A 23500-nucleotide genomic window follows, 5' to 3' on the forward strand; every position below is an offset into this window, starting at 1 on the left:
CATGGCGAACAGGAGTTGCGGCACCGGTCGCGCGGACGGTGGGTGTCATCCGGCCGTCACCTCCGGCCAGCGCCGTTCCAGGTCCTGTGCGGCGCGGACGAGGGCGGTGTGGGTGCGGGACGGGTCGGCGGGCAGGTTTCCGGTGCGCTGCCACTGGTAGCGGCGGAGCGCGACGAGGACGGCAGCGTGCAGGGCGGCATCGCGAACGAGCCGTGGGGCGAGTTCGGGACCGCCTCCGGCGCGGTAGCCGCGCAGCAGGCGGCGGGCACGCGGCACGCAGAATCCGTCGGGGCAGCACAGGCCGATCAGCGCCATGCCGACGTCGATGGCCGGGAGGTCCAGTGAGCCGTCCTCCCAGTCGAGGAGGACCACCTCGCCCTGGGGTGTGATGACGACGTTGTCCGGAAAGGTGTCGGCGTGGACGGGGACGAGCTGCGCGCTCTGCTCGGTCACGTGGGCGACGGCGCGGTGGGTTGCGCGGGCCCACCGGGAGAAGGCGTTGTCGGGGAGATCGGCCAGGAGCACGGCTTCGGCGCCGCTCAGCCGCAGTCGGGGCACCAGGGTGCAGTCCGGTACGGACGCGGTGCTGTGCACGCGGCCCAGGATGGTGCCGACCTCCTCGACCCGAGCCGGGGGCAGCACCGTGTGTTGGTGGCCCCGCACGAAGTCGCAGACGATCACGGGGTATCCGGCGCACGCGCCGACCCAGCCGCCGTCGCGCCGTTGCCGCAGGCGCGGTACCGGCGCGCCCGCCCGGTCGAGGTGGCACAGGAAGCGGGTGTACTCCTCGGTGGCCGCCGCGTCCTTCTTGCGCAGCAAGGTCACCACGACGGTGCCGTCCTGGGTCTCGGCGCGCAGGTGTGTGTTCTCCATGCCGCCGTCCAGCGGCCGAACCGCCCGGGGGCGCAGCCGGTACTCCTCCAGGACCGCGGCGATGTCGTCGTGGGTGGGCGGCGCGATGCGCGGGTGCGAGAGGGTCATTGCCCGCTCCCGGGTGCGCGGAAGGCGGCGGTGATTTCCGCGACGGTGGGGCGGCCGGCGGTGACGGCGGCGATGGCCTGGTCGAGGTGGTCGAGGGCCAGGCGGATCTGCGGTTCGCTGAAGGTGTCGGTCCGGTAGGTGAGCGTGCCGGTCAGGGCTCCGGCCTGTTCTTCGAGGACCCAGCGCTGTTCGATGCTGGTGGGGGCGTTTCGCGGGCCGGTCGGTTCCATGTCGATGTCGCGGCAGGTCAGGCCGTCCAGCGTCAGCGTTTGGGGGCGCATCGTGTTGAGGGCGAGGGTGACCTGGTAGAGCGGGCCGGGAGTGTTCGCGTGGTGATGGTGGAGGTCGCGGGCGAGGTCCTGGATCGGCAGGGCCTGGTGTTCGAGGGCTTGGCGTACGGCATTGTTCGCGGCGTCGGTGAGGGATGTGGCGGTCATGTCCGCGTGGAGGCGGAGCCGAATGACCGCGGTGTTCACGAAGTAGCCGATCAGGTGCTCGGTGTCGGGCCGGGCCCGGTTGGAGATCATCATGCCGACGCGGATGTCGGTGGCCGCGGTCTGATGGTGCAGAACGAGGGCGAGTGCTGCGAGGAACGGGCCGGCCAGCGGGCCGCGCCGTGCGGCGCTGCGCGCTCCGGCCCGCAATCCTGCGAGGGCGGGGCGGGGGATGTGGACGGGGTGGACGTCGACGGGCCGCTGCCCGGTGTCGTCCTGGGCGGGATGGGTGGTGAAGGCCAGGGGTGGCCGCGGCGGAGCCAGGCGTTCGCGCCAGAACGCGAGTTGCCGTTGCAGTTTCGGGCTGTGGCGTTCGTCGCGCATATCGCGGCACACGGTGGCGAAGGTGCGCGGGAGAGGGGGAAGTTCCGCGGGGCGGCCGGTGTGGGCGGCGTTGTAGAGGGCGGCGAGTTCACGGTAGAGGACACCGATGGACCAGCCGTCGCTGACGAAGTGGTGGATTTGCAGGAGCAGGACGTTTCGTCGGTCGCCGAGGCGGACGAGGTGGGTGCGGAAGAGGGTGTGGCTGCGTGGATCGACGTGTTGCGGCGGGGCCTGGGCGAGAAGCACGTCGCGGGTCGGCGGGGTTGGGGCGGTGAGGGTGCTGTGGCCGACCCGATCCGGGATGGAGGCGGCGACGAGTTGGATCGGGGTGTTGTCGGGCAGGTGGTGCAGGCGGGTGCGCAGCGCGCTCTGTCGGACGATCAGCGCGGACACGGCGTGTTGCAGTGCTCGGGTGTCCAGGGGGCCGTCGACGAGGACGGCCGCGGTGTCGATCGGTCGGAGCCGGGTCGGCTCGCCGGGGGCGGGCCACGTTCCGTCGGGGCGGACGAACTCGGCGGCGATCAGGCGCTCTTGGCCGGGCGACAGCGGTGCCGTCTCCACGATCGCGGGTCGGCCGGCGGGATGCGGGGCGGGCCGGGTGATCATCGGTCCTCTTGGGGCCGCTCGGCGGGAATGCCGCCGAGAAGAGTGTGGAGCAGGACGAGGCGTTCGCCGTCGGGCAGCAGCCAGCGCAGCGGTTCGAAGTCGAGGCCGTGGACCGGGCACAGTCCCAGTCCGGCGTCGGTGGCCCGTTCGCACAGCAGCTGTCCCATGTATCCGGCGTTCAGCAGGGCGAGCGGCTCGGCGTCCGCCCCGTACAGCGGCGCGGAGTCGGCCGGGTCGGTGGTCAGGAACACGGTGAAGGCGGCGCTCTCGGCCGGTGGCCGGTTCACCGGCCCCGGGTGCAGAGCGGCCGGGTCGAGGTCGATGCCCGGGGCCTGCGGGATGAGGTCGTGTGCGTCGGGGTGGTAGCCGTAGACGCCGCCTTCGAGGCCCTCCACGCGCCCGGGGCGGGCGTACAGGTGGATCCGCACGCTGTAGAGGCCGCCGGCCGACGGGTACAGGAAGCCGGTTCGACCGGGGGTCGGACACCGGCGCAGGCTTTCCACGAGTTGCCCGAGGCTGGTGGTGGTCACCGGGCGGTCGCTGAAGACGCGTGGGGTGAAGCGCCGTTCCCGGTCCGAATCCGCGGCCGGCGGCGCGGCGGGCAGGATTCGTCGGGCGGGAGCGGGCGGGTAGGCGGGGCGGGCAGCGCGGAACCGCTCCCGCTCCCGGGGATCGGTGAGGACGGGGACGGGCGTCCACGGTGACGCGTCGGTGTCCGGTCCCGGGCCGGCGTCCGCGTCGCCGGTGCCGGGGGTGTGTCGGAGCAGGGTGCGCAGGGTGGGGGCGCGGTAGAACGTGGCGAGGTCGGGGCGCGTCCCGGTGTGCCGCTCGACGACGTTCGCCAGTCGGATGACGTCGATGCTGGTGAGCCCGGCGTGGAGCAGGTCGTCGTCGGGTTCGGCCGGTGCGGGCAGCCCCGCGCGGAGCGCGTCGAGCAGCGCCCCGCCCCCATGGTGTGGCGGTGCGGGGTTGTCGGGCTGCGGGGCGGTACGGGCGAGTTCGGCCCGGTCGATCTTTCCGGTGGCGGTGCGCGGCAGTTCGTCGCGGGCGGTGAGCGTGGCCGGGAGCATGTGGGAGGGCAGGCGGCGGGCGAGTTCGGCGCGCAGTTCCGATGGCGGGCGGGCACAGACCACCGCGGCGTGCAGGCGCCGGTCGGTGCGCTCGCCGAGGGTGACCACGGCGGCCTGCTCGACCCCCTCCAGCGCGCACAGCGCGGTCTCGACCTCGCGCAGTTCGACGCGGTAGCCGCGGATCTTCACCTGGTCGTCGCGGCGGCCGAGGAACTCGATGGTGCCGTCGGGCAGGAGACGTCCCCAGTCCCCCGTGCGGTACCAGTGTTGTCCGGTGCGGCCGTCGAAGACGAACGCGGCCTCGGTCAGTTCGTGTGCGTCCCAGTAGCCGAGTGCGGTGCCGTGGCCGGCGATGTGGATCTGACCCGGGGTCCAGGCCGGGCAGGGCAGCAGGCTCTCGTCGAGGACCTGCACGCGTTGGCCGGTCATGGCGGTGCCGTAGGGGATGCTGGACCATCCCGCCTCGACGTGCCCTACCTCGTGGAGGATCGACCAGATGGAGCCCTCGGTGGCGCCGCCGAGGGAGATGACCCGGCAGTCTCCGGCCCGGGCGCGTAGTCGATCGGGAAGAGCGAGCGGAATCCAGTCGCCGCTGAGCAGCCACAGCCGCAGTGTCCGAAAGGCGTCGTGGGCGTCGGAGCCGGTCGGGGCGTCGAGCAGCAGTTCCGCCAGGGTGGGCACCGAGTTCCACACGGTGACGCCACCGGTGCGGATCAGGCGGATCCAGGAGGACGGGTCGGTGCGTTCCCCCCGGGTGGGCACGATCAGAGTGGCCCCGGCCGCGAGCGCGCCGAACAGGTCGTACACGGCCAGGTCGAACGTAAAGGGCGACACCGCCAAGAGCACGTCGTGCGTGCCGACCCCGAATCGGGTGTTGATGTCGAGCACGGTGTTCAGCGCACCCCGGTGGGAGATCATCACGCCCTTCGGGCGGCCGGTGGACCCGGACGTGAAGATCACGTACGCGAGGTCGTCGGCCGTACGCGGCCGCGCCGCGCCTTCCGCCGCGAACGCGGCGCAGGGGGCCGCTTGTTCGTCGTCGACGACCATGACGTGCTCGGCACGTCCCGCTATGCCGGTCAGGCGTTCGGCTGCCGCGCGGTGGGTGAGAACGAGGCGTGTGCCGGTGGCGGTGAGCAGGTCGGTGATGCGCCGGGTGGGCCAGGAGGCGTCCACGGGAACGTAGGCGTATCCCGCGAGCAGCACCCCGAGGGCCGCGATCGCCTGCTCGGGCCCGGGATCGCAGACGACGGCGATCAGTTCACCGTGGGGCGGCTCCGCGCCGATGCGGGCGGCTATCGCCCGTGCGCGGTCGTGGAGTTCGGCGTAGGTCGTGGTCCGGCCGTCGCACACGAGCGCGGGGCGTTCGGGGTGGTCGCGGACGCGGTCCAGGAAGGGTTGGTGGAGCAGCTGGTCGCCGCCGAGCGGCGCGGGAAGGCGTTCGGGTTCGGGCGGCGGAACGAGATGGGCGCGCCGCGGCGCTGCGGAGTCGTCGATCAGCGCGCGCAGACCGGTGGTGTGCTCGTCCAGCAGGGCCTTCACGAAGGTGTCGGGCAGTGCTCCGGCGACGGTGTCGAGGTTGATCACCAGGTGCCCGGCGGCCTCGTAGGTCTGGTAGTCGAGCAGGACCTGGGGGGTCTGTCCGATGCCGTAGACGATCCGGCCCGGGAACTCCTCCGGTGCGTCGCCGGGGACTTCGAGGTCGAGAGTGCTGGTGAACACCACGGGCGCGCTCGCCGCGCTGTCGGTGCTCTCGCGGATCTCGCGCAGCACGTCCACGCCGCTGTAGGTGCTGTGGTCGAGATCGGCCCACAGCCGGTGTTGCAGCATGCGCAGGCGCTCCGCGAACGTCGGCCCGGACAGGTCCACGGCGGTCAGGACGGTGCTGGTGAAATCCCCGACGATCCCGTTGATGTGCGGGTGGATGGGCGGCCGGTTGTAGACGGTGACGTTGACGAGGAAGGCACGGGTGTTGGTGTGGCGGCCCAGGGCCTCGCTGAAGGCCGCGAGTAGGAGCGCGGAAAGGGTCGTTCCGTGAGCGGCGGCCACGGCCCGCAGCGCGGCGAGTTCGCCCGGCGTCCAGCGGGTCTGCACACGGGTGAAGCGCGGCCGATCGGCGTCGGACAAAACGGTGAGCACGGGTAGCGGAGGGGGCGAGGGCAACTCGGCCAGCCGGCCGTGCCAGTAGTCGCGATCGCGTGCGTGGCGGCCACAGGCCTTCACTGTGTGCTGGTGGGCCACGTAGTCCGCGAACGTCATGGTGAGAGAAGCCAGTTCGGCCGCCGGGTCCCGGTAGAGGGCGCACGCTTCGCGGTAGAGGATCTGCCAGCTCAGGGCATCGCCGATGAGGAGGTCGAAGCTCAGGAAGAGCCGGACGACGCCGCCGGGCAGGTGTGCGGCTTCGATCGTGAACAGCGGCCAGGCGGCGGTGTCGCGGCGCGGGTGTGACAACCGGCTCCGTACGGCGGCGAGTCGGCTCTCCGCGTCCGGGCTCCGCCGCAGGTCGAGGGCGTCGATCCGGTACGGTGCCACGGCCGGCAGGATTCGTTGCCGGCCGTCCTCGGTGATCACGGCGCGGAGCATGGGATGCCGCTCGATCAGGGCGCGCCACACCCTGCCCAGCCGGTCGACGTCCAGGTCCGCCACATCGACCTCGGCGTACAGGTGGGAGTCGACGCCGCCGCGGTCGAAGTCGTCCCGACGCCCGGCCCAGTAGGCCTGCTGGATGCCGGTCAGGGGAAAGGGTTCGTCGCTTTCGCCGGTGGTGGCGGGCAGCAGGGGCAGCGCCTCGGGGACCTCGCCCACCGGTGCGCCCAGGACGAGTTCGCGCACGAGCGCGGCCAGGGTCCGCGGTGTGGGGGCTCGGAGAACGGCGCCGAGGGAGAGGTCGACAGCGAACGCGGCCCGAAGTCGGGTGACCAGGCGCAACGCCAGGAGGGAGTGGCCACCGGCGGCCAGGAAGTCGGTGTCGGGCCCGGCACGGTATCCCAGGAGCGCGGCGAAATGCGCGGTCACCACCTCCAGGACCGGGTCCGAGCCGCCGTCGATGCCGGGTCTCGTCCGCACGGTGGTCTGCGGGAGAGGTGCTCGCGCGGTGACGACGGCCAGTTCGGCGGTGTGCTGCGCGAGGTCGCCGACCTGTGCCCGGCCGTCGGACGTGAGCCGGTCGAGCATCGAGCACATCGCGTCCAAGGCCGCGCGGGCGTGGCCGTCGTCGATCTGGGAACGGTCGTTGACCAACTGCAGCCGCAGTCCGGCGGTCGTCTCCACGACCAGGGTCAGGGCGTGGCGGGTGCGGCCGCCGTACGAGCGAACCCCGGTGGTGTCCAGGACGAGGGGTTCATCGTCGGTGTCGGGGGGCGACTCGGTCGTGGTGTAGGGGTAGTTGGCGACGGCGATGACGCTGTCGTAGAGCGTCCGTCCCTCGGGGATTCGGGCCCAGGTGTGCAGGTCGGTGGTCGAGCATCCGCTGTACCTGTCGGCCAGGGCGAGTTCGTCCTGGACTCGGCTGATCCACGGGCCCACGGCCTCGCCCGGTTCGGGCGGACAGCGCAGGGGCACCGTCTCGGCCAGTGGGCCCACCATGTCGAGGGCGTCAGGGTGGGGATGGGTACGGCCGGAGACGGTGACCCCGATCGCGATGTCGTCCCCCTTCCGCCGACGTGCGGCGATCAGGCTCCAGCAGGCAACCAGGGCGGCCGCCGTCGTGGTCCCGTGGGTTCGCGTGAACGCGGAAAGGCCGCGCACCTGCGAAGCGGACAGGTCACGGGTGTGCCGGCCGAATCGCTCGGCCTCCGCCGGGGACGGCGCTCTCACGTGCGCCGGCGGAGGGCAGCCGGCGTAGCCGTCGAGGTGTTTGGTCCAGTGGGCCTGTCGATGCTCGCGAGGCTGCTCTGTCAGCCACTGCGCGTACGGGCCGAAGGGCGCCGTCGTCGCCGCGGGGCGGGTGCGGGTGTTGTAGCGGTACAGGAGTTCGGTGGCGAGCAGGAGGTGGGCGCGGCCGTCGAGGATCGCGTGGTGGTGGCTCCACACGAGCTGATGGCTCAGCGGGCCCAGGTGGTGGACCGCCAGGCGCAGCAGCGGGGGCCGGTGCAGGTCGAAGGGGGTGTGCCGGTGTACGCGCAGGAGGGAGTCGAGGGCTGCGCGCTGCTCCTGGGGTGTCTTGCCGCTGCTGTCGAGGTGTTCCACGGGCAGTTCGGCTGCGGAAAGGACGACTTGGCGCGGGTCGCTGGTCAGGTCCCAGGCCAGGCCGGTGCGCAGGATCTCGTGGTCGGCGACCATCGTGGCGACGCAGGCGTCCAGCCGGCCCGGATCGAGGGGTCCGGTCAGCGGGAAGACGGTCTGCTCGATGAAGACTGCGGTGTCGGGGCTGGTGAGCGTGCCCAGGAGGAAGCCTTGTTGTGCGGGTGTCGTGGGGTGGAGCGCGGCGATGGAGGAGTCGATCATGGTCCCTCGTTTCCGAAGGTCGCGGTGATCCGGGCCAGGTCGTCGGGCGTGACCGCGGTGGCGGCGGGAGGAGGCGGTGCGGTCGCGGCGTGGCGGGCGAAGGCTTCGGCAAGGCGGGTCAGTGTGGCGTCGGGCATCCAGGTAGGGCAGGCGCGCCACCGGATCTCGAACGATCCGGGCGGGGCGAAGCACACGACCTCCAACGGGAACAGCGGGCCTGACGCACCGATGGGCGGCATGTCCATGGCGCCGGAGGAGAGTTCGCCGAGGTAGTTCAATGCCACGAGCGGCAATGGCCCGGCCGGTGCGGGAGCGGGGTGGGCGAGTTGGGCGTGCACCGCGGCGGCCACGGTGGCCGCGTCGGCCGGCAGGGCGCGTTCGGCGTGCAGGAGGCGGAGGGTGGTGAGCCAGCCCACCGTGGAGGCCAGGTCGTGTCCGACGAGGTCACGCCCGTGGAGTTCCACGCACAACGCGCTGGGCAGATCCGGGCGGACGTCGGCGAGCGCGGCGAGCAGGGCGCCGGCGACGACGGCGAGCGGCCGGCGCGGTGTTCCCGGTCCGGTGGCGGTCAGGATGTCACGAGCTTGTGGGCCCAGTCGGCTGGACACGGTGCGCGGGGCTTCGGCGAGCCACGTCCCGGTGGGAAGCGTGGGCGTGTTCGTGACGGCTGCGCTCGCCAGCCACGGGAGGTAGCCGTCGTCGCCGACCGGTTGGTGCGCGGTGGGGTGTTGGTAGGCGTGCCACAGGTCGTGGGTGAGGATCCGCATGGACACGAGGTCGGCGACGAGGTGGTGCGCGATCCAGGCGATCCGGGGTTGCCGGTGGCTGCGGATCAGGACGAGGTCGACGAGCGGCCCCGCCAGGTCGAACCGCCGCTCGCGGTCCTCCAGTTCCTGGCGCACGATCGCCTCGTGCTCGCCGGGCGGGCGGCCGCGCAGGTCCACGAGGTGCACGGTGGTCGGGGTGGGCGACCGGAGCCGGGCGGACCAGCTGCCCTCGGTGTGCGAGAAGGCGGAGCGAAGCGCCGGATGTTGCCGCAGGACGGTCTCGAGGGCCGTCTGCAGCCGGGTGGTGTCCACCTCCGGGTGCGGCGCCTGGGACAGGTACCGCAATGTCCACGATCCCGGCACCGGCCGCGTGCTCAGGACGGCGGCCTGGAGGGGGCTCAACGGAATGGGCCCGTCGGCAACCACCCCGCCCCCTGTGATCGTGGCTGCGCTCGCGACCGTGGCGAGCCGACCGAGGGTGCGCTGGTGCAGGACGTCGTGCACCGTCAACCGCAGGCCGGCCCGCTGCGCCCGGTTGGCGAACAGCACGGCCTTGAGCGAATCGCCGCCCCCGGAGAAGAAGTTGGCTTCCGGGCCTTCCGGGGGATCGCCCAGGATGTCGGCCCACAGCCGCGCGAGCGTGGCCGTGACGGGATCGTCATGGCTCCGGGGACCGCCGGTGGCCCCGTGGGTTGCGGCCGGGAGCGCGGCCAGTGCCCGTCGGTCGACCTTGCCGCCCGGCTGCCGGGGCAGCGCTGCCAGGACGTGGATGCGGTCGGGCCGGGCGTAGAAGGGCAGTTGTCGTTCGGACAGGACCCGGGCACGCTCGACGATTCCCGCGGTGTCGGTGGCGGCGGGGACGAGGAAGGCGCTGAGGACCGGTGCGGTTTCGTCGCCGCGGGCTTCGGTGGCGACGACGGCGGCCTCGGCGATGCGCGGATCTGCGGCCAGGACGGCTTCGATCTCGCCGGGTTCGACGCGGTATCCGTGGATCTTCAGTTGCCCGTCGATCCGCCCGAGCATCTCGAGGTGGCCGTCCGGCCGCAGCCGCGCAAGGTCCCCGGTGCGGTAGGCCATGGTGCCTGCGGGGTCGGTGAAGAACCGTGCGGCGCTCTCCTGCGGCCGGTTGCGGTATCCGGCCGCCACTTGGGATCCGAGGACGACGATCTCCCCCGCGCAGCCGGGCAACACCGGTTCCCCACTGCCGGGGGTGCGCAGCTCGATGGTCGCGTTCCATACCGGCCGGCCGATGGGCACCGGGTCCGGGACCGTGGTGCCGCAGCGGAAGGTGTACGCGGTGCAGCCCACGGTGGCCTCCGTCGGCCCGTACTCGTTGGTGACCGCAAGGCCGGGCACGTCCAACGCGGCCAAGGCCCGGGCGGTCAGTTGCTCGCCGCCGACGACGAGATGCCGAACAGCGCGGGCCAGTTGCTCCCGGGTGAGGAGTCGAGTCAGCAACCGCATGCCGCCCGGGGTCACCTTCAGCGGACTCAGGTCGCGGGCGTCGTCGAGCACACGGGCCAGGTCACCGGGGTCCTCGGAGGGCACCAGAGTGACGCGCCGGCCGGTGAGCAACGGCAGGAACAGGCTGGTCACGGTCAGGTCGGCGGCGATCGACGAGTGGGCCACGCTGCCGGTTCCCCTCGCGGTGTCGTAGCGGTCGGAAGCCCACGTCAGGTACTGCGCCAGCGCCCCGTGGGTGACCGGTACGCCCTTGGGGCGGCCGGTCGAACCGGAGGTGTAGATCAGGTAGGCGGTGTCCGAGGTCCGAGCCCGAGATGCCCAGCGCTCTGCGGGGGCGGTGGGGGTGTGCGGATCGTCGGCCCGCAGCACGCGAACGCCCGCGCTCGTCGTCCGGTCGGCGGTGTCCGCGTCGGTGAGCAGCAGTCGGGGCGTGGCGTCGCGCAGCAGGTCGTCGACGCGGGCGGGCGGCCAGAAGGGGTCGAGGGGAACGTAGTGGGCTCCGCAGCGCCACACGGCCAGCAGCGCGACCAGCAGCGGTATCCGGCGGGCCATGCACACCGCGACCCGGTCTCCCGGCCCGATGCCGTGGTCGCGCAGAACCCGGGCCAGGGCGGTGCTGGTCTGCTGCAGCGTGCGGTAGGTGGTGTGGGTGCGGTCGTCGGCGGCCGCCACGACGTCGGGGCCACGGGTCGTCTGGGCGTCGAACGCGTCGAGCAGGGTGTGCGCGGGCGCGGGGCGCGCGGGGCCGGTCAGGCGGCTCGACGCCGTCGGCAGGTCGCACACGTCGGCGGCCGGTTGCAGGGCGGCGTTCGGCTGTGCCATCCGATGAAGGATCTGGCCGAGCCAGTCGGCGACCCGACCGGCGCCGTCCTTGTCCAGGGCGGTGATGTCCGCGGCCACGTGCACGTCCAGCTCGGTTCCGCGGATCAGGGAATGCACGTCCAGGGCCATGGGGTCCAGGGGCGCATCCACCACCTCGATCACGGCTCGTCCGCCGGGCCCGAGCGGGAACACGGCCGGGGCGGTGAGATGCCGGAATCCGACCGTGAAGCCTTCCTCGGGGCGCGGGTGGGCGAAGAATTCCCCGTGCCGGTCGGCGGCTCTCGTCTCCTGTTCGGCGCCGTGGAGGTGGTCGGCGAGGAGATCGCCTGTGGGTGAGGGGACGGCGGCTATCGGGACGTGGCGGCCCAGCAGGCCGATGGTATGCGGGAGTTGCCCGACCGGCCCTGCGGTGAACAGGCCCAGTGATCCCGTCTCGGCGGGGGCGATGCGAGCGAGCAGCAGCCGCCAGGCGGTCAGCACGACCGCCTCGATCGCCACGTCGGCGCCCCGGGCGAGATCGCTCAGGCCGCGGCGGGTCGTCTCGTCCAGGCGCACCGGGACGCGGACGCGTCCCGTCCTGGGGGCGTGGCGCAGGTTCAGGGCTCGGGCGACGTCGCCGGCGGGCGCGCTCTGGTGGCCACGCCGCCAGAAGTCCCGGGCCGTGGCCGCCTCCGGGTCGATCAGCAGCGCGCCGAGGAAGGCGTCGACGTCCTCCGCAGTGGGGCTGTCGTCCGGGCGGCGGGCGACGGCCGGGGTGGTGTAGGCGGTCGTGATGGCCTCGGCCGCGCGCAGCAGTCCCGGTCCGTCGAGCACGCCGGGGGCGGGGCGCAGCTCGAGAAGGAGGCACCCGTCGTGATCGACGAGCAGCCGTACGAGCGGTGTCCCGTGCGGAGGATCGGCCGACGCCGCCGAGGCGAGGTGCGCCGCGGTGAACACGCGGGGTCCGTCCGGGGACTGCTGCAAACGCCGTCGCAGAACGGCGTGGTCGCGCACCACCCGCTCGGCTGCGGCGCGCAGCCGCTCGGTGTCGATGTCCCCGCCGATGGCCAGGCGCAGCAGGCAGCCGGGGTGTCGGTCGTTGTCGCCGATGCGGCGGTGCTGGGGAGCGGTCGCCGGACGGGTGCTGCCGCGCGCGCCCGCGTGGATCTCCCATACCGTGCCGGCGGCCGTGGCGGGTCGGGCGGAATCAGGCATCCGCGGTGCCCTCCTGTCGGTCGAGGTCCTTCAGGCGTCGGCGCACGAGTTGTTCGACGGCGGCGCGGGGCGGGCGCAGCGAGGTACGCAGCCGTTCCAGGGGCAGGCCCGGAAGGGCGCATGCCGCGTTCAGGAACAGCGGATAGGCCTCGGCGATCGTGTCGGCGGGCACGGGCATCGCGGCGAGGGCGTCGAAGCGCAGCAGCGCGCTCGCACCGTCCGCGTGCTCTTGCAGGTCGAGCATCAAGGGATAGGGCAGCGGCCACCGGACGGGTTCGGCCCGCTCGACCGAGCAGTTGCGAAACTCGAGCCGGTGGGTGGGGGGCGGCTGGAGCGTGAACAGGTTGTCGAACAGGCCGCCGGGTTGGGGGCGGGCGCGGGTGAGCAACGCGTAGGGAAGATCGGCGTGGCGCAGTGCCCGGGTGCTGGTCTCGACGGCACCGGCCAGGTGCCTGCCCAGGGTGGTGGACCAGTCGATGTGGGCGGGGACGGGGACCAGGTTGGCGAGGAAGCCGACGGTGTCCGCGTGTGCCGGGTCGTGCCGGTTGGCCACCGGACAGCCGCTGACCGGGGTGTCCGTCCCGAAGGCGGCGGCCAGGAGCAGTTGGTAGGCGGCGAGGTAGAGGTGGAAGGGAGTGGTGGCGTACGTACGGGCGGTGTTGCGCACCAGGTGCGTCAGCGCCAGGTCGAGGGCGAAGCGATGGTGTCGGGGCGCCGGGACGTGCGGGTACGGGGTGGTCCCGGCTGCGCGGGGTGTCGGTTCGAGGGCGGCGAGGATCTCGCTGATGGGGCCTTGGTGTTTCCCGTGTCGGAGCCGGTGGGCCGTCTTGCGTTGGTAGTGGGCGAAGGGTGTCGGCTCCGGCAGGGCGGCGAGCGCCTGGGGGCCGGCGTAGGCGGCGCTCAGGTCTCGGTTCAGCAGGTCCAGCGACCAGCCGTCGCAGGCGCTGTGGTGGACTGCGGTCATCAGGAGATGGGCGTCCGGGGCGAGGCGGATCAGGGTCGCGCGCAGGAGTACGTCACGGTCCAGGGCGAAGGGCGTGTCGAAGAACGCGTGTGCCGCGCGGTCCGTCTCCGCGTCGCGCCGGGTAGATTCCCGGAGATCCACGTGGCCCAAGTCGAAGCGGCCGGCCGGGAGCACGTGGGTGTGGAGACTGCCGTCGCGTTCGGTCAGCGTGGTGCGCAGCGCGGGGTGTCGTGTGACGACGTCTTGGAAGGCACGGCGGAGCGCCTCGACGTCCAGGGGTCCGGTGATGCGGTGGGCGGCGGGGATGATCTGCGCGTTGGCGTGCGGATGGGTCGTCTCGGCGACCCAGATGCGCTGTTGTCCCAGGGATGGCGCGTGCTGCTCTTGTGGCTCGGGTTCAAGCTCGCCCGCGTCCGCGCAGGGTTCGGTCGGGGTGGGGCGTGCCGCGCGGGCGACGCCCTCGATCGTGGGATGTTGCCACAAGTCGTGGACGTCAAGGCGCAGGCCGATCCGGTCCAGACGGGCGCAGATCACCGCCGCGGTCAAGGAGTCGCAGCCCAGCGTGAAGAGGTCGTCTGCGACGCCGATCGAGCGTACACCGAGGGTTTCCTCCCACACGGCCGTGATCCGGTGCTCGACGGCGGTTTCGGGAGGGACGTAGACCGTGGTGGGTGCGGTTTGCGTGCCCGGGCGGGCGACGGTTGTCGCGGCGCGTTGCGCGGCCGCGAGGGAGACCGGCCATCTGACGCACGGCAGGTCGGACACCCCGGTCGCGGCCCGGTCTCCGTGTGGGTCGGTGTGCGGGATTTCGCCCTGTTTCCAGTCGAGTTCCGCGACCCGGGCGGCGTCCAGCACCGCGGTGGCCGCGCGGCTGCCCGCGGTGAAGCGGGCGTGGGCGGCACGGACGAACGTGCGTGCGGGTTGATTGCGGGGCCCGGTGACCGCCTGCAGGCCCACGCCCGACAGGCCGTCGGCGGCGGCCCGCTCTCCCAGCGCTCTCAGCAGCCGCCATTCCACGTTGCGGCCCAGGGTTCGGCAACTGAGGAAGAAATCGCGAACCCGCAGCATCTCGTCCTCGCGGCGTGCACTCGCGAACCCGACCAGCCCGTAGTCGCCGAATCTGTCGCGGGCTCGGACCGCCAGGGCGATTCCCGGCCCGGCCAGCAGGCGGCGCACTCCGGACAGGTGGTGTCGGCGCAAGCACAGGTTGAACTGGGTGGTGCGCGCGGCGAGTTGGCAGATGCGCTCGGCGTCGGCGTCCGTGGCGTCGATGACGTCCACCTCGAGGGCGAGTTCGCGCAGGTACGCCTGTGGGTCGGTGATCGGGCCGGCGACTTCACGGCGTAGGCGTTCGTGGTCGACGAGGCGGGTCCGGCGGCGGTCTTCGGTGGTGCCGGGGGTGTCGAGGGCCAGTTGCCACGTGGCCCGCAGGGCCGCCGGGACCGCATCGGGGTCCGCCGGGACGTCCACCACGGTCAGCGCGGGGTGGCGCAGTCCGACCTCGACGCGTTCCGCGGGGTTGTCGTCGATGAAAACCAGGCTCTCGGTGGCGAAGCCCAACTCGTCGGCGATGGCCGCCACCGCGTCCGACTTGCGGCCCCAGGTGGTGTGCACGGCCACGAAGTCACCGGGTTGCAACGGCATGTCCGGGTGCGCGGCGAACACCTCACGCAGATCGGCCGCGTTGTTGCGCGAGCACAGCACCAGTGCGCGACCGGACCGGCCCTGCTCGCGCAGGAACTCCTGCACCAGGCGATACGGTCCGTCCGTCCGGACGTTCTCGGGGCCGACCTCACCGCATATCCCGCCCCACAGGGTGTCGTCCCCGTCCACCACGACGGCCTTGGCCACCGGTCGATCCGCCGCCGTCATCGCGCGCAGCAGCGCCTCCGCCCAAGCCGTGGTGGAACCCTCGCCCGGCCCGGCCCAGGACAGGCCGCGAGCGGTGGCCTCGTCGCGCACGCGCCCCGCTTCCTCGTCGGGGGTGCCGGGAGGGACCGTGACCAGGACCGGCAGCGCGGAGTTCTCGGCCCACCGCGCCGCGGTGTCGATCTGTCGGAGCATCCACGGGGCCGCCGCTCGATCCGCCCGTGCGGGCCGGGGGCGGCGGGCGTACAGCATGCGTATCTCCGACCCGGTGAACAGTTCGTCCTGTTCGGTGACGGTGTCGAAGCCGTGCGCGTCCAGCAGTGCCCGCAGGCGACACATCCGGCCGTCGGTGTCGTGGACCTCCACGACGATCTGGCCGATGAGCGGCCAGTGTGCCTCGTCGATACCGAGCAGCACGTCCTCCTCGGCGCGCTCGGCATCGATCTTCAGCAGGTCGATCCGGTCGATCCCCCGCTCGCGGATCCACCCGGACAACCGCCGGACGGTCACCGTCGACCTCACGGGCGCGGCGGTGGTGCGGTGGATCTGCGGAGCGAGGGCATCGGCGACGGCCTCCCGGAGTTCGGGAGGGATCGTCGCGCGGGTTTCGACCTGCCGGCGGGCGTAGCCGCGCACGACGTCCTCGTCGGCCGCGCTGTCCGCGTACAGGCCGGACTGGAGCGACGAACGGGGGTAGTAGGTGAGTGCGCGTCGCCCGTCGGAGCGGCCGAGGGCTGCCCGTTCCACGTGAGCCGCAAGGTTGTAGGCGCGGACGTTGGTCTCCAGCGCGTCGGCCGCGGCGGGAGCGGGTTCGAAGGCGTGGATCCGGACGCCGGAGGCCTGGGAGGCGGCGAACAGGCAGAACAGGCCGATGTTCGCGCCGACGTCGACGACGAGGTCTCCGTCGTCGATCCGTATGCCGCCACGCAGGTATCGGGCTCGAACGACGATCTCGTCGAAGAGTTCGCGTGTCTCGTTCGCGTTCAACTCCGCGATCGGCAGGCCACCGGGGAGCCTGCCTGCCGACCGATCCGCAGACATCGCGACGTCGCCCGCGAGATGCGCGAGGCCGGGTGCGACCACGACGAGGTTGGCGCCCCACGGCACGGCCCGCAGGGTGCTCGCGCCGGTGTCGGGGATGTGGGCGGCGTCGGGTTCGACGTGACGCACGTGCAGCGGCAGGCCGATCGTGGTGCCCCACGCCCCCAGCGCACCGTCCAAGGCCGCGAACCCGGCAGGCGTGATCACGCGCACATCGAACGTCGCGCCACGGACGACCTGCGCGATCTCCCCGAACGAGGTGGCCGGAGCCCGGCGGACGGCGGCCAGCACCGCCGCCGCCTGCCCGAGGAAGGACCCCAGAAGGGCCTCGTCGAAACGCTCGCGCGGGGCCCGGAGCGTCCACAGCGGGCCTTCGTACGTCATCGTGGTCGTGCACCGGAGGGGAGGATCCGCGAACTCCTCTGTGCACGGCGGGGAATCACCGTCGGCGACGGTGAACTCGGGGTACCCGACGGCATCGATCAGCCGACGCAGGTCCCCCAACTCCCGTGTGCCGTCCGACTCCCCGGCCGGGCGGCAATTCCACCGGCGCATGTGATCGAAGAGGGACCGCCCGGCGACGATCGGCAACGACGCGAAACCGGGGCGGGAAGCGCCACCGTCGACCGGGGCCAGGACGACGGGGTCGTCCGTCCCGCTGTCGAGCGCGAGCACAAACGCGTAGACCGTGCGCTGCAACAACTCCGGATCCCGGCCCCGGCACAGGAGGTCCCAGTCCGCACGCGAGCTCACCAACGCCTTCGCCGTGGCGTACGCGCTGCTGCGGTCGTTTCCCGCTCCTGCCGTGGCAGCCGAGTCCGCGCAGGCCGGCATCACCCCGGGACGCCCCTCGACTTCGGGACCGATCGATGCTGTCGCCACTGTTTCCCCCTTCGACGAGAAGTGCCAGAGGTGGTCGAACCAGGTGACTTCCCAACCCGGTTCGCCTGGGCCACGAGGCCACTGTTTCGCGCCATGCCCGGGACGGTTCCGCAGCTCCCACCTGCGTCCCTGGGCCGGAGATGGGAGTACAGCACGCCCGTTCGATCCCGGGGAGAGGCCGGCTGTGTGTCACCTGTGTGTCACCCCTTCACGCCCTACACCCGCGCTCATGTGCCGTGATGGGATGGGTTCGTGGACACACCGATCCGCCATCCCCTGCACCACGCCCGACTCGAACGCGGCTGGTCCCAGACCGACCTCGCACGCGAAATCGCACGCGTGGCCCGGGCGAGGGGCCTGCGATCGGGAACGGACAAGAACCGCATCTCCCTGTGGGAACGCACCACCGTCCCCAGCGACGAATCACAGGCCCTGCTGGCGGAAGTCTTCGACGTACCCGCCGACGTCGTGCACACGCTGGGCTGGCCCCACTGGCTTCCCCACCGCAGCACGCCCATCCTTCTCGGTGCACGCAGCGCCGTGCCCGCCCTGCGAGAGGCGTTGAAACTCTCCATGGATCGCCGCACCTTCACCTACGGCGGCGCCGCCTTGGCCGCGTTCGCCCAACAATGGGCCACCCACGACCCCACGGACCCGATCACCGGGACCACCGGCCAACACGTCGATGCCGAACTCCTCGACTGGCTCGAGGCCACCAGCGCCCGACTGACCACACTGGCCACCGAACAACGCCAACACACCGCCCGCCTGCTCGACGCGCACCTGGAAACGGTCACCACCTTGATCGCCCAGGCCCGCTACGCCCCGCCGATCGGACACCGGCTGCACGTCCTCGCGGCCTCACTCGCGCAGACGATCGGATGGCACCGCTTCGACCAAGGCGCCCACCGGGCCGCAGCGACCTACTGGCATGCCGGCCTGCACAGCGCCCACGCCAGCGGCGACCACGATCTCGGCGCGGGCATCCTCTCCGACCTCGCCTACCAGGCCACCTGGACCAACGAGGCGCGCACCGCAATCGACATCCTCGACCACGCCGTCACCCGCGCCACCCACCCCACCGCCAAATCGCTCCTGCATCTGCGCAAGGCGCGAGCGCACGCCGCCCTCGGCGAAGCCGCCTCCTGCCGACGGGCCCTCGCCGTCTCCGAACAAGAACTCGACGCCGCCGCTTCCGCCGACCCTTCACCCTCCTGGTGCTCGTGGATGTCGGAAGCCGACCTCGCCGTGGACAGTGGCCGCTGCCTACTGGACCTCGGCCAGCCCGCGGGCGCCCACCGCCTCATCGGCGAAGGCCTCGCACTTCTGCCCCGCCCCCGCGACAAGACCCGCGGAGTGTTCCTGAGCTACGAATCCGAGACGTTCCTGTCCACCGGCGACATCGACCAGGCAGCACACGCGGCCACCCAGGCGTTGACGCTGGCCAACCGCATCGGCGCACCCCGCTGCACGGAACTCGTCCGCAACCTGGCTCCACAATTCGCGCCGCACCACAAAGTTGCCGGAGTCCCGGAACTCCTCGAACTCGTCCGCTTCCGCCGCTGACGGCCCGCGATGACACAACAGGGCAGGCACCACGCCCAGACCCGGTTCGCCGACCCGTAACCCACACCGTGCGAGCAGGTGCGCCCATGTTCGAACTCGAACAGGGAGCGCGAGGCCAACCCGCTTCGAATCCGCAATCCGACCGCGCGGTCGACCCGCCCGCCCGGAACCGCGGACCACAAGCCCGCGCCGATCCGCGTCCGGAAGGGACGGCGGCATGAAGGCCGCCCAGACGTTCGCGAAGCATCACCAGGCCCCCTCTCCCCATCCGCGAAGGCCGGCGGAAACCCGCCGACAGGGCGCCGGAACGGACCGGGCGCCATCGACAACCTCGCGACTACGACCATCCAACGCCTCGACAGACGAGCGATGAAGGGCCCGCAGAGGTGTACTTGGGGTAGTCGGTGGATGCACCACACCGGGTGTACGCCACGAACCGGTGTAGGTACACCACCCCGATCGCCTCAAAACGCGATCGTACGAGAGCACAGTGCTACGTTCGCGAGAGGAACACGCGCCACCGGTACTCGGGGGAATTCCGTTGAACCAGAACGCGCACTCGGACAACCCGCTCGCACGATTGCTGTGCGAACACGGCCTCAAACCGGAACAACTGATCGCACGGATCAACATCTTGCGTGCCCGGCGAGGACAGACCCCCCTGGACTGCAAAAGCGCCTATCCATGGGTGCGCAACACACGCCCCAACCCCGAGAACCAACGCGACGCGCTGGCCGTCCTCGCCGACTTCGCCGGACATCCCGTCACCACGGCCGACGCCGGCTGGGACAAGCCGCGACCCACCCGCCGCTCCGCGCTCGAACGACCCTGCGAGGCCACCGCATCCGCATTGCTCCGGGAGATCGCCGAGGGAGACCCCATGGACCGCCGTCGCTTCACCCACCTCACCGGCGCTGCAGCCACCGCACCCGCACTCTTCCTGCTCATGGGCGGACCGAACCCGCTGCACGCCGCAGCCGAGGAAGGCGAGCGCCTACCGCCACGCCTGGTCGACAGCATCAGCTCCGCAGTCCGAGAACTCCGGGATCTGGACGACACCACCGGAAGCACCAGCGGACTGCTGTGGGCGGGTGGACTGTGGCAGAGCACCGCCCGCGTTCTCGCCAACTCCGCAACCGGATCCGCCGACGATCTGCGACTGCGCACCACATTCATCGAACTGAGCGAAACATACGGATGGATGCTGTTCGACTCCAACAGGCAGACCCAGGCCCAGCGCGTCTATCAGGCAGGAATGCGGCTGGCCACCGAGACCGACGACAACCGGGACAAGGACCTCGCCACCCGCAACCTCCTCGCCTCCACGGCCTACCAAGCCTCCTGGCTGGGCCGACACGACGACGCCCGAACCCTCCTCGACGTCGCCGAGAAGGACGCACACCGACTGCCCCCGCTCCTCCGAGCCGTCATAGCCGACCGCCGAATCTTCGCCGCAGGCCGCAGCGGCGACACCGAGACCCTGCGCCGCGCCCGCGACATCGCCAACGAACACCTCCTGGACACAACGGCCGAACGTCCCTGGTTCTGCGCCTGGCTCTCCGCCGAGGCGATCGACGCGGCAACAGGCCGCGCGTGGCTTGCCGCGAACGAACCCGACCACGCCCGCGCCCACCTCGAACGCCGAGCCGCCGCCACCGCGACCGCCTACCCTCGGGACGCGCTACTGGCACAGCTCGACCTCGCCGACGCCCACCGGCTGCGCGGCGACATCGACGCCTCCGCCACGTGCGCCATGACTGCTCTGCAGCATGGCAACCACGTCCGCTCCCCCCGTGCCACAGCCCGTGTCCGAGAGATCACCACCCACCTGCGCCCGCACGCCCACCACCCACACGTACGCGAACTCATCACTGCACTCGCCATCTGATCCGACTCCCCGCGACCGCGCGCGGACCCCCTGGTCCTATCGCCGGCAATTCACACCCCGCTGCGGCTTACACACCAGGCAGATGCCGAACGTTCGGCGCATTCAACACACAACGCAGCCCGGACCCTCGGCCGCGGCTCCCACTGGCAGGACCCTCGAGGGCGGATGCCCTCGACCGCATGCCGTGCCGGGGCCGTCGCCGCACGCCCCGCGCCGTCCCGGCCGCAGCCACGAACGCCGATATGCTCGACCGTCGTCGTCATCTGCCGAACGGATCGGCCGCATCGTGACCCGCACCCGCCTGGGCGTCGCCGTCCTGACCATGGGCAACCGCCCCACCGAACTCGCGGCGCTCCTGGCCTCGGTCGCCGCCCAGGACGCACCACCCGAGCGCACCGTCGTCGTCGCCAACGGCGCCCCGCTCCCGACGCTGCCCCCCGGAGTCACCGGGATCGAACTCCCGGAGAACCTCGGCGTGTCCGGCGGACGCAACGTTGCCATCGCGCACCTGCGCGCCGCGGGCGACGTCGACGTGATCGTCGACCTCGACGACGACGGACTCCTCCCCGACACCGACACCCTGGGCCGCCTCCGGGACCTGTACGACCAGACGCCCCGGCTGGGCATCGTCGGATTCCGCATCGCCGACGAGACCGGCTTCACCCAACGCCGCCACGTACCCCGACTGCGCGCCCGCGACCCCCTGCGCGGCGGCCCGGTCACCACATTCCTCGGCGGCGGACACGCCCTGTCCCTGCGCATGCTCGACGAGATCGGCGACTGGCCCCAGGACTTCTTCTTCACCCACGAGGAAACCGACCTCGCCTGGCGCGCCCTGGACGCCGACTGGGACGTCCTGTACGCGCCGAGCCTCCTGCTCGAGCACCCGCGCACCGAACCCACCCGGCACGCCGTCTACCACCGGATGACCGCCCGCAACCGCGTCTGGCTCGCCCGCCGCAACCTGCCCGCGCCACTGGTGCCCGCCTACCTGGGCACCTGGACTCTCCTCACCCTCGCCCGAGGCCGTCGCGACCCCCGGGGCCTGAAGGCGTGGGCCGGCGGATTCCGCGAAGGCTGGACCGGCCCCGCCGAACGCCACCCGATGCGATGGCGCACCGTGTGGCGCATGACCCGCCTCGGCCGCCCACCCCTGGTCTGACCCCGCCACCGCACCCACCACGGAGCCCACCCTGGCCGTCCCCACCGGCACCCACGCCGTCGAGTTCCTGCCCGACCGGGTCGTCAAACGCTTCCCCCGAAACCACCGCGGCGAACCCGCCCGCGAATGGACCGCCCTCACCCTCCTCGACCATCACGCACCCGGCCTGGCCCCACGCCCCCTGCACGCCGACCTCGACGGCGACCCGCCCACCATCGTCATGTCCCGCATCGAGGCAACACCCCTGCGCGGCACCACCCTTGCCCCCGCGCACCTGGACGCGCTCGCCGACGCGCTCACCACCCTGCACACCGCCATCCCCTCCCCGTCGCTCGACGCCATCGCACCACCTCCCTGGAACCCCGAGACCGCCCTCGCCAAAGCCGTGGCCTGCACCGCAGAACCCCCGCCCCCGGGTCTCGATCCCCGCGTCGGACGGGCACTGACCTCCGGCGCGGCATGGCTCCAAACGCAACACGCCCGCCGTCTCCACGACATGCCTCCCGCTCTGGGGATCGCCGACGGAAACCTCGCCAACTACCTGATCGACACCGGGAATCGCGTTCACATCGTCGACTACGAGGACTCCGGCCGCAGCACCCGAGCCTTCGAACTCGCCGAACTCCTCGAACACCCCTCGACCTGGGTCGACACCCACGCCTTCGACCCCGACCGCCTCGTCGAGCGCCTCGACCTCGACCCGGCCGAACACGAGGGCCTGCGCCGACTGCGGCCCCTGCTCGCCTACCTGTGGACCCGCATGCTCCTTCCCGGCGGCCTCGCACACACCCGCAACCCCGCCGGAACTCTCGAACAGCAGGCCGAGCGCCTCCTCGCCCTCCTCGACGCGTGAACGACAAGCTCCGTCACAGCGTCGGGCACGGGCCCCCGCAATCCTCCTCGACGCGTGGAGCGAATTGAGAGAAGGGCACCCTGATCAGCTCGGTGACAGACACCCGGCGCGATCACCGATACGCAAGATCCACATCTCGTGTTTCACCAACTCGCGCTCCAGCCGGGGCACACCCGCGACATCACCGCGCTCGCCCACGCCGACCCCTCCGCGGCCTGGATCGCCGCAGTCACCGCGTCGATGTCCCGCTTCGCGACCTTCCTCCCCGAACCGGCCCAACACCGACTCTGGGACGACGACCCCGACACGCTCATCGCCGGAACCCTGCGCCCCCAGGGCACCGCCCACGCCACCCCCACGGCTGGACCCTGTCCGGGGAATGGCCCTACGTCAGCGCCGCCCACCACGCCCGATGGGCACTGTTGGCCTGCCGCCTGCCCACCGACGAACACCCCGGGCCCGTCGACCACTTCGCCCTGATCCCCGCCACCGCGTGGACGGTGCACCCCACCTGGGACGTCACCGGCCTACGTGCCACCGGCAGCCACACCCTGCGCCTGAACGACGTCCACATCACCCGCGACGACGTCTTCATCTCGGCGCGACTGTTCACCGGCCACGCACGCACGAAGGTCACGGTCCCGCACGAAGCGGTATCGGGCCTCACGTTCGCCGCGCCGCTCCTGGGCGCAGCCGAAGCCATGCTCGACCACCGCATCGCCCGCCTGCGCGAAACGGGGACGGACCCGGCGCTGCACGCCGACGCCCCGGGAACCGCCTCCGCCCACCTCAACGCGGCGCGCCTGCTGCTCCTCGACGCCGCCGAGACCGCCGACGCCGCCGAGCGGACGCCGATGGACCCGGCCACCGCGGTCCGTGCGCGCCGCGACCACGCCGCCGCCACCCACGCGCTGGCCGGGGTCGATCTGATGTGGCGCGACGCCGGCACCACGGCGTCGCAGCGCGGCACGTTCTCCCGGCTGTGGCGCGACGCCCACACCGCCGGAGTCCACCCCGCGCTCGCCACAGGCCCGGCCAACCGCGCGTGGATCGACGTGCACACCCGCTGACAAGCCCGGCGCGGGCCGACACCCCTCGGCCCGCGCC

At 72.1% G+C, this 23500-nt stretch carries 10 protein-coding genes; 5 read left to right on the forward strand and 5 right to left on the reverse strand.

Translation table 11 applies throughout. The annotated features are described in order from the left end of the window. Nucleotides 1–45: 45 nt before the first annotated feature. From OG948_RS60275 to OG948_RS60295, 5 genes are read right to left on the reverse strand one after another with little or no spacing between them, the layout of a single operon-like run. The gene (locus tag OG948_RS60275; protein WP_331733673.1) at nucleotides 46–981 is read right to left on the reverse strand and encodes a phosphotransferase; all 936 of its coding nucleotides are present in this window, start codon (nucleotides 979–981) and stop codon (nucleotides 46–48) included. Then, a complete protein-coding gene (locus tag OG948_RS60280; RefSeq protein ID WP_331733674.1) occupies nucleotides 978–2405 on the reverse strand; it encodes a condensation domain-containing protein in 1428 nt (475 codons plus the stop codon). Before OG948_RS60280 ends, OG948_RS60275 begins: the two co-directional genes overlap by 4 nt. After that, entirely contained in the window at nucleotides 2402–7921 is a 5520-nt protein-coding gene (locus OG948_RS60285) for an amino acid adenylation domain-containing protein (RefSeq protein WP_331733676.1), read from the reverse strand. Before OG948_RS60285 ends, OG948_RS60280 begins: the two co-directional genes overlap by 4 nt. Beyond that, nucleotides 7918–12168, reverse strand: coding sequence for an amino acid adenylation domain-containing protein (locus OG948_RS60290; RefSeq protein WP_331733678.1), 4251 nt, complete (start codon nucleotides 12166–12168; stop codon nucleotides 7918–7920). The genes OG948_RS60285 and OG948_RS60290 overlap by 4 nt, the downstream gene beginning before the upstream one ends. After that, a complete protein-coding gene (locus tag OG948_RS60295; protein WP_406300987.1) occupies nucleotides 12161–16924 on the reverse strand; it encodes an FkbM family methyltransferase in 4764 nt (1587 codons plus the stop codon). The genes OG948_RS60290 and OG948_RS60295 overlap by 8 nt, the downstream gene beginning before the upstream one ends. Before the next feature lie 252 nt (nucleotides 16925–17176). Between OG948_RS60295 and OG948_RS60300 the strand changes: the two genes are divergently transcribed. The 5 genes from OG948_RS60300 (at nucleotide 17177) to OG948_RS60320 (ending at nucleotide 23463) form a co-directional block, all read left to right on the forward strand. Beyond that, complete coding sequence (locus OG948_RS60300; protein WP_331733684.1) at nucleotides 17177–18490, forward strand: helix-turn-helix transcriptional regulator; 1314 nt, start codon at nucleotides 17177–17179, stop codon at nucleotides 18488–18490. A 541-nt stretch (nucleotides 18491–19031) separates the two neighbouring features. Next, nucleotides 19032–20378, forward strand: a complete 1347-nt coding sequence (locus OG948_RS60305; protein WP_331733687.1) for an XRE family transcriptional regulator — start codon at nucleotides 19032–19034, stop codon at nucleotides 20376–20378. A gap of 286 nt (nucleotides 20379–20664) precedes the next feature. Beyond that, nucleotides 20665–21540: a glycosyltransferase gene (locus OG948_RS60310; protein ID WP_331733689.1), complete on the forward strand. Its 876-nt coding sequence runs from the start codon at nucleotides 20665–20667 to the stop codon at nucleotides 21538–21540. Between the two features lie 220 nt (nucleotides 21541–21760). Further along, nucleotides 21761–22393 carry an aminoglycoside phosphotransferase family protein gene (locus OG948_RS60315; protein ID WP_331733692.1) on the forward strand — a complete coding sequence of 211 codons (633 nt, stop codon included), beginning with the start codon at nucleotides 21761–21763 and terminating at the stop codon, nucleotides 22391–22393. Nucleotides 22394–22815: 422 nt separating this feature from the next. After that, nucleotides 22816–23463, forward strand: a complete 648-nt coding sequence (locus OG948_RS60320; RefSeq protein WP_331733694.1) for a hypothetical protein — start codon at nucleotides 22816–22818, stop codon at nucleotides 23461–23463. The last annotated feature ends 37 nt before the right edge of the window (nucleotides 23464–23500 follow it).

Origin of the sequence: Embleya sp. NBC_00888, assembly GCF_045207655.1 — a bacterium.
Classification (GTDB): Bacteria; Actinomycetota; Actinomycetes; order Streptomycetales; family Streptomycetaceae; genus Embleya.

Coding starts and splice junctions, on each gene's coding strand:
- OG948_RS60275 (WP_331733673.1), bottom strand. CDS start 981: ATGACCCTCTCGCACCCGCGCATCGCGCCGCCCACCCACGACGACATC.
- OG948_RS60280 (WP_331733674.1), bottom strand. CDS start 2,405: ATGATCACCCGGCCCGCCCCGCATCCCGCCGGCCGACCCGCGATCGTG.
- OG948_RS60285 (WP_331733676.1), bottom strand. CDS start 7,921: ATGATCGACTCCTCCATCGCCGCGCTCCACCCCACGACACCCGCACAA.
- OG948_RS60290 (WP_331733678.1), bottom strand. CDS start 12,168: ATGCCTGATTCCGCCCGACCCGCCACGGCCGCCGGCACGGTATGGGAG.
- OG948_RS60315 (WP_331733692.1), top strand. CDS start 21,761: ATGTCCCGCATCGAGGCAACACCCCTGCGCGGCACCACCCTTGCCCCC.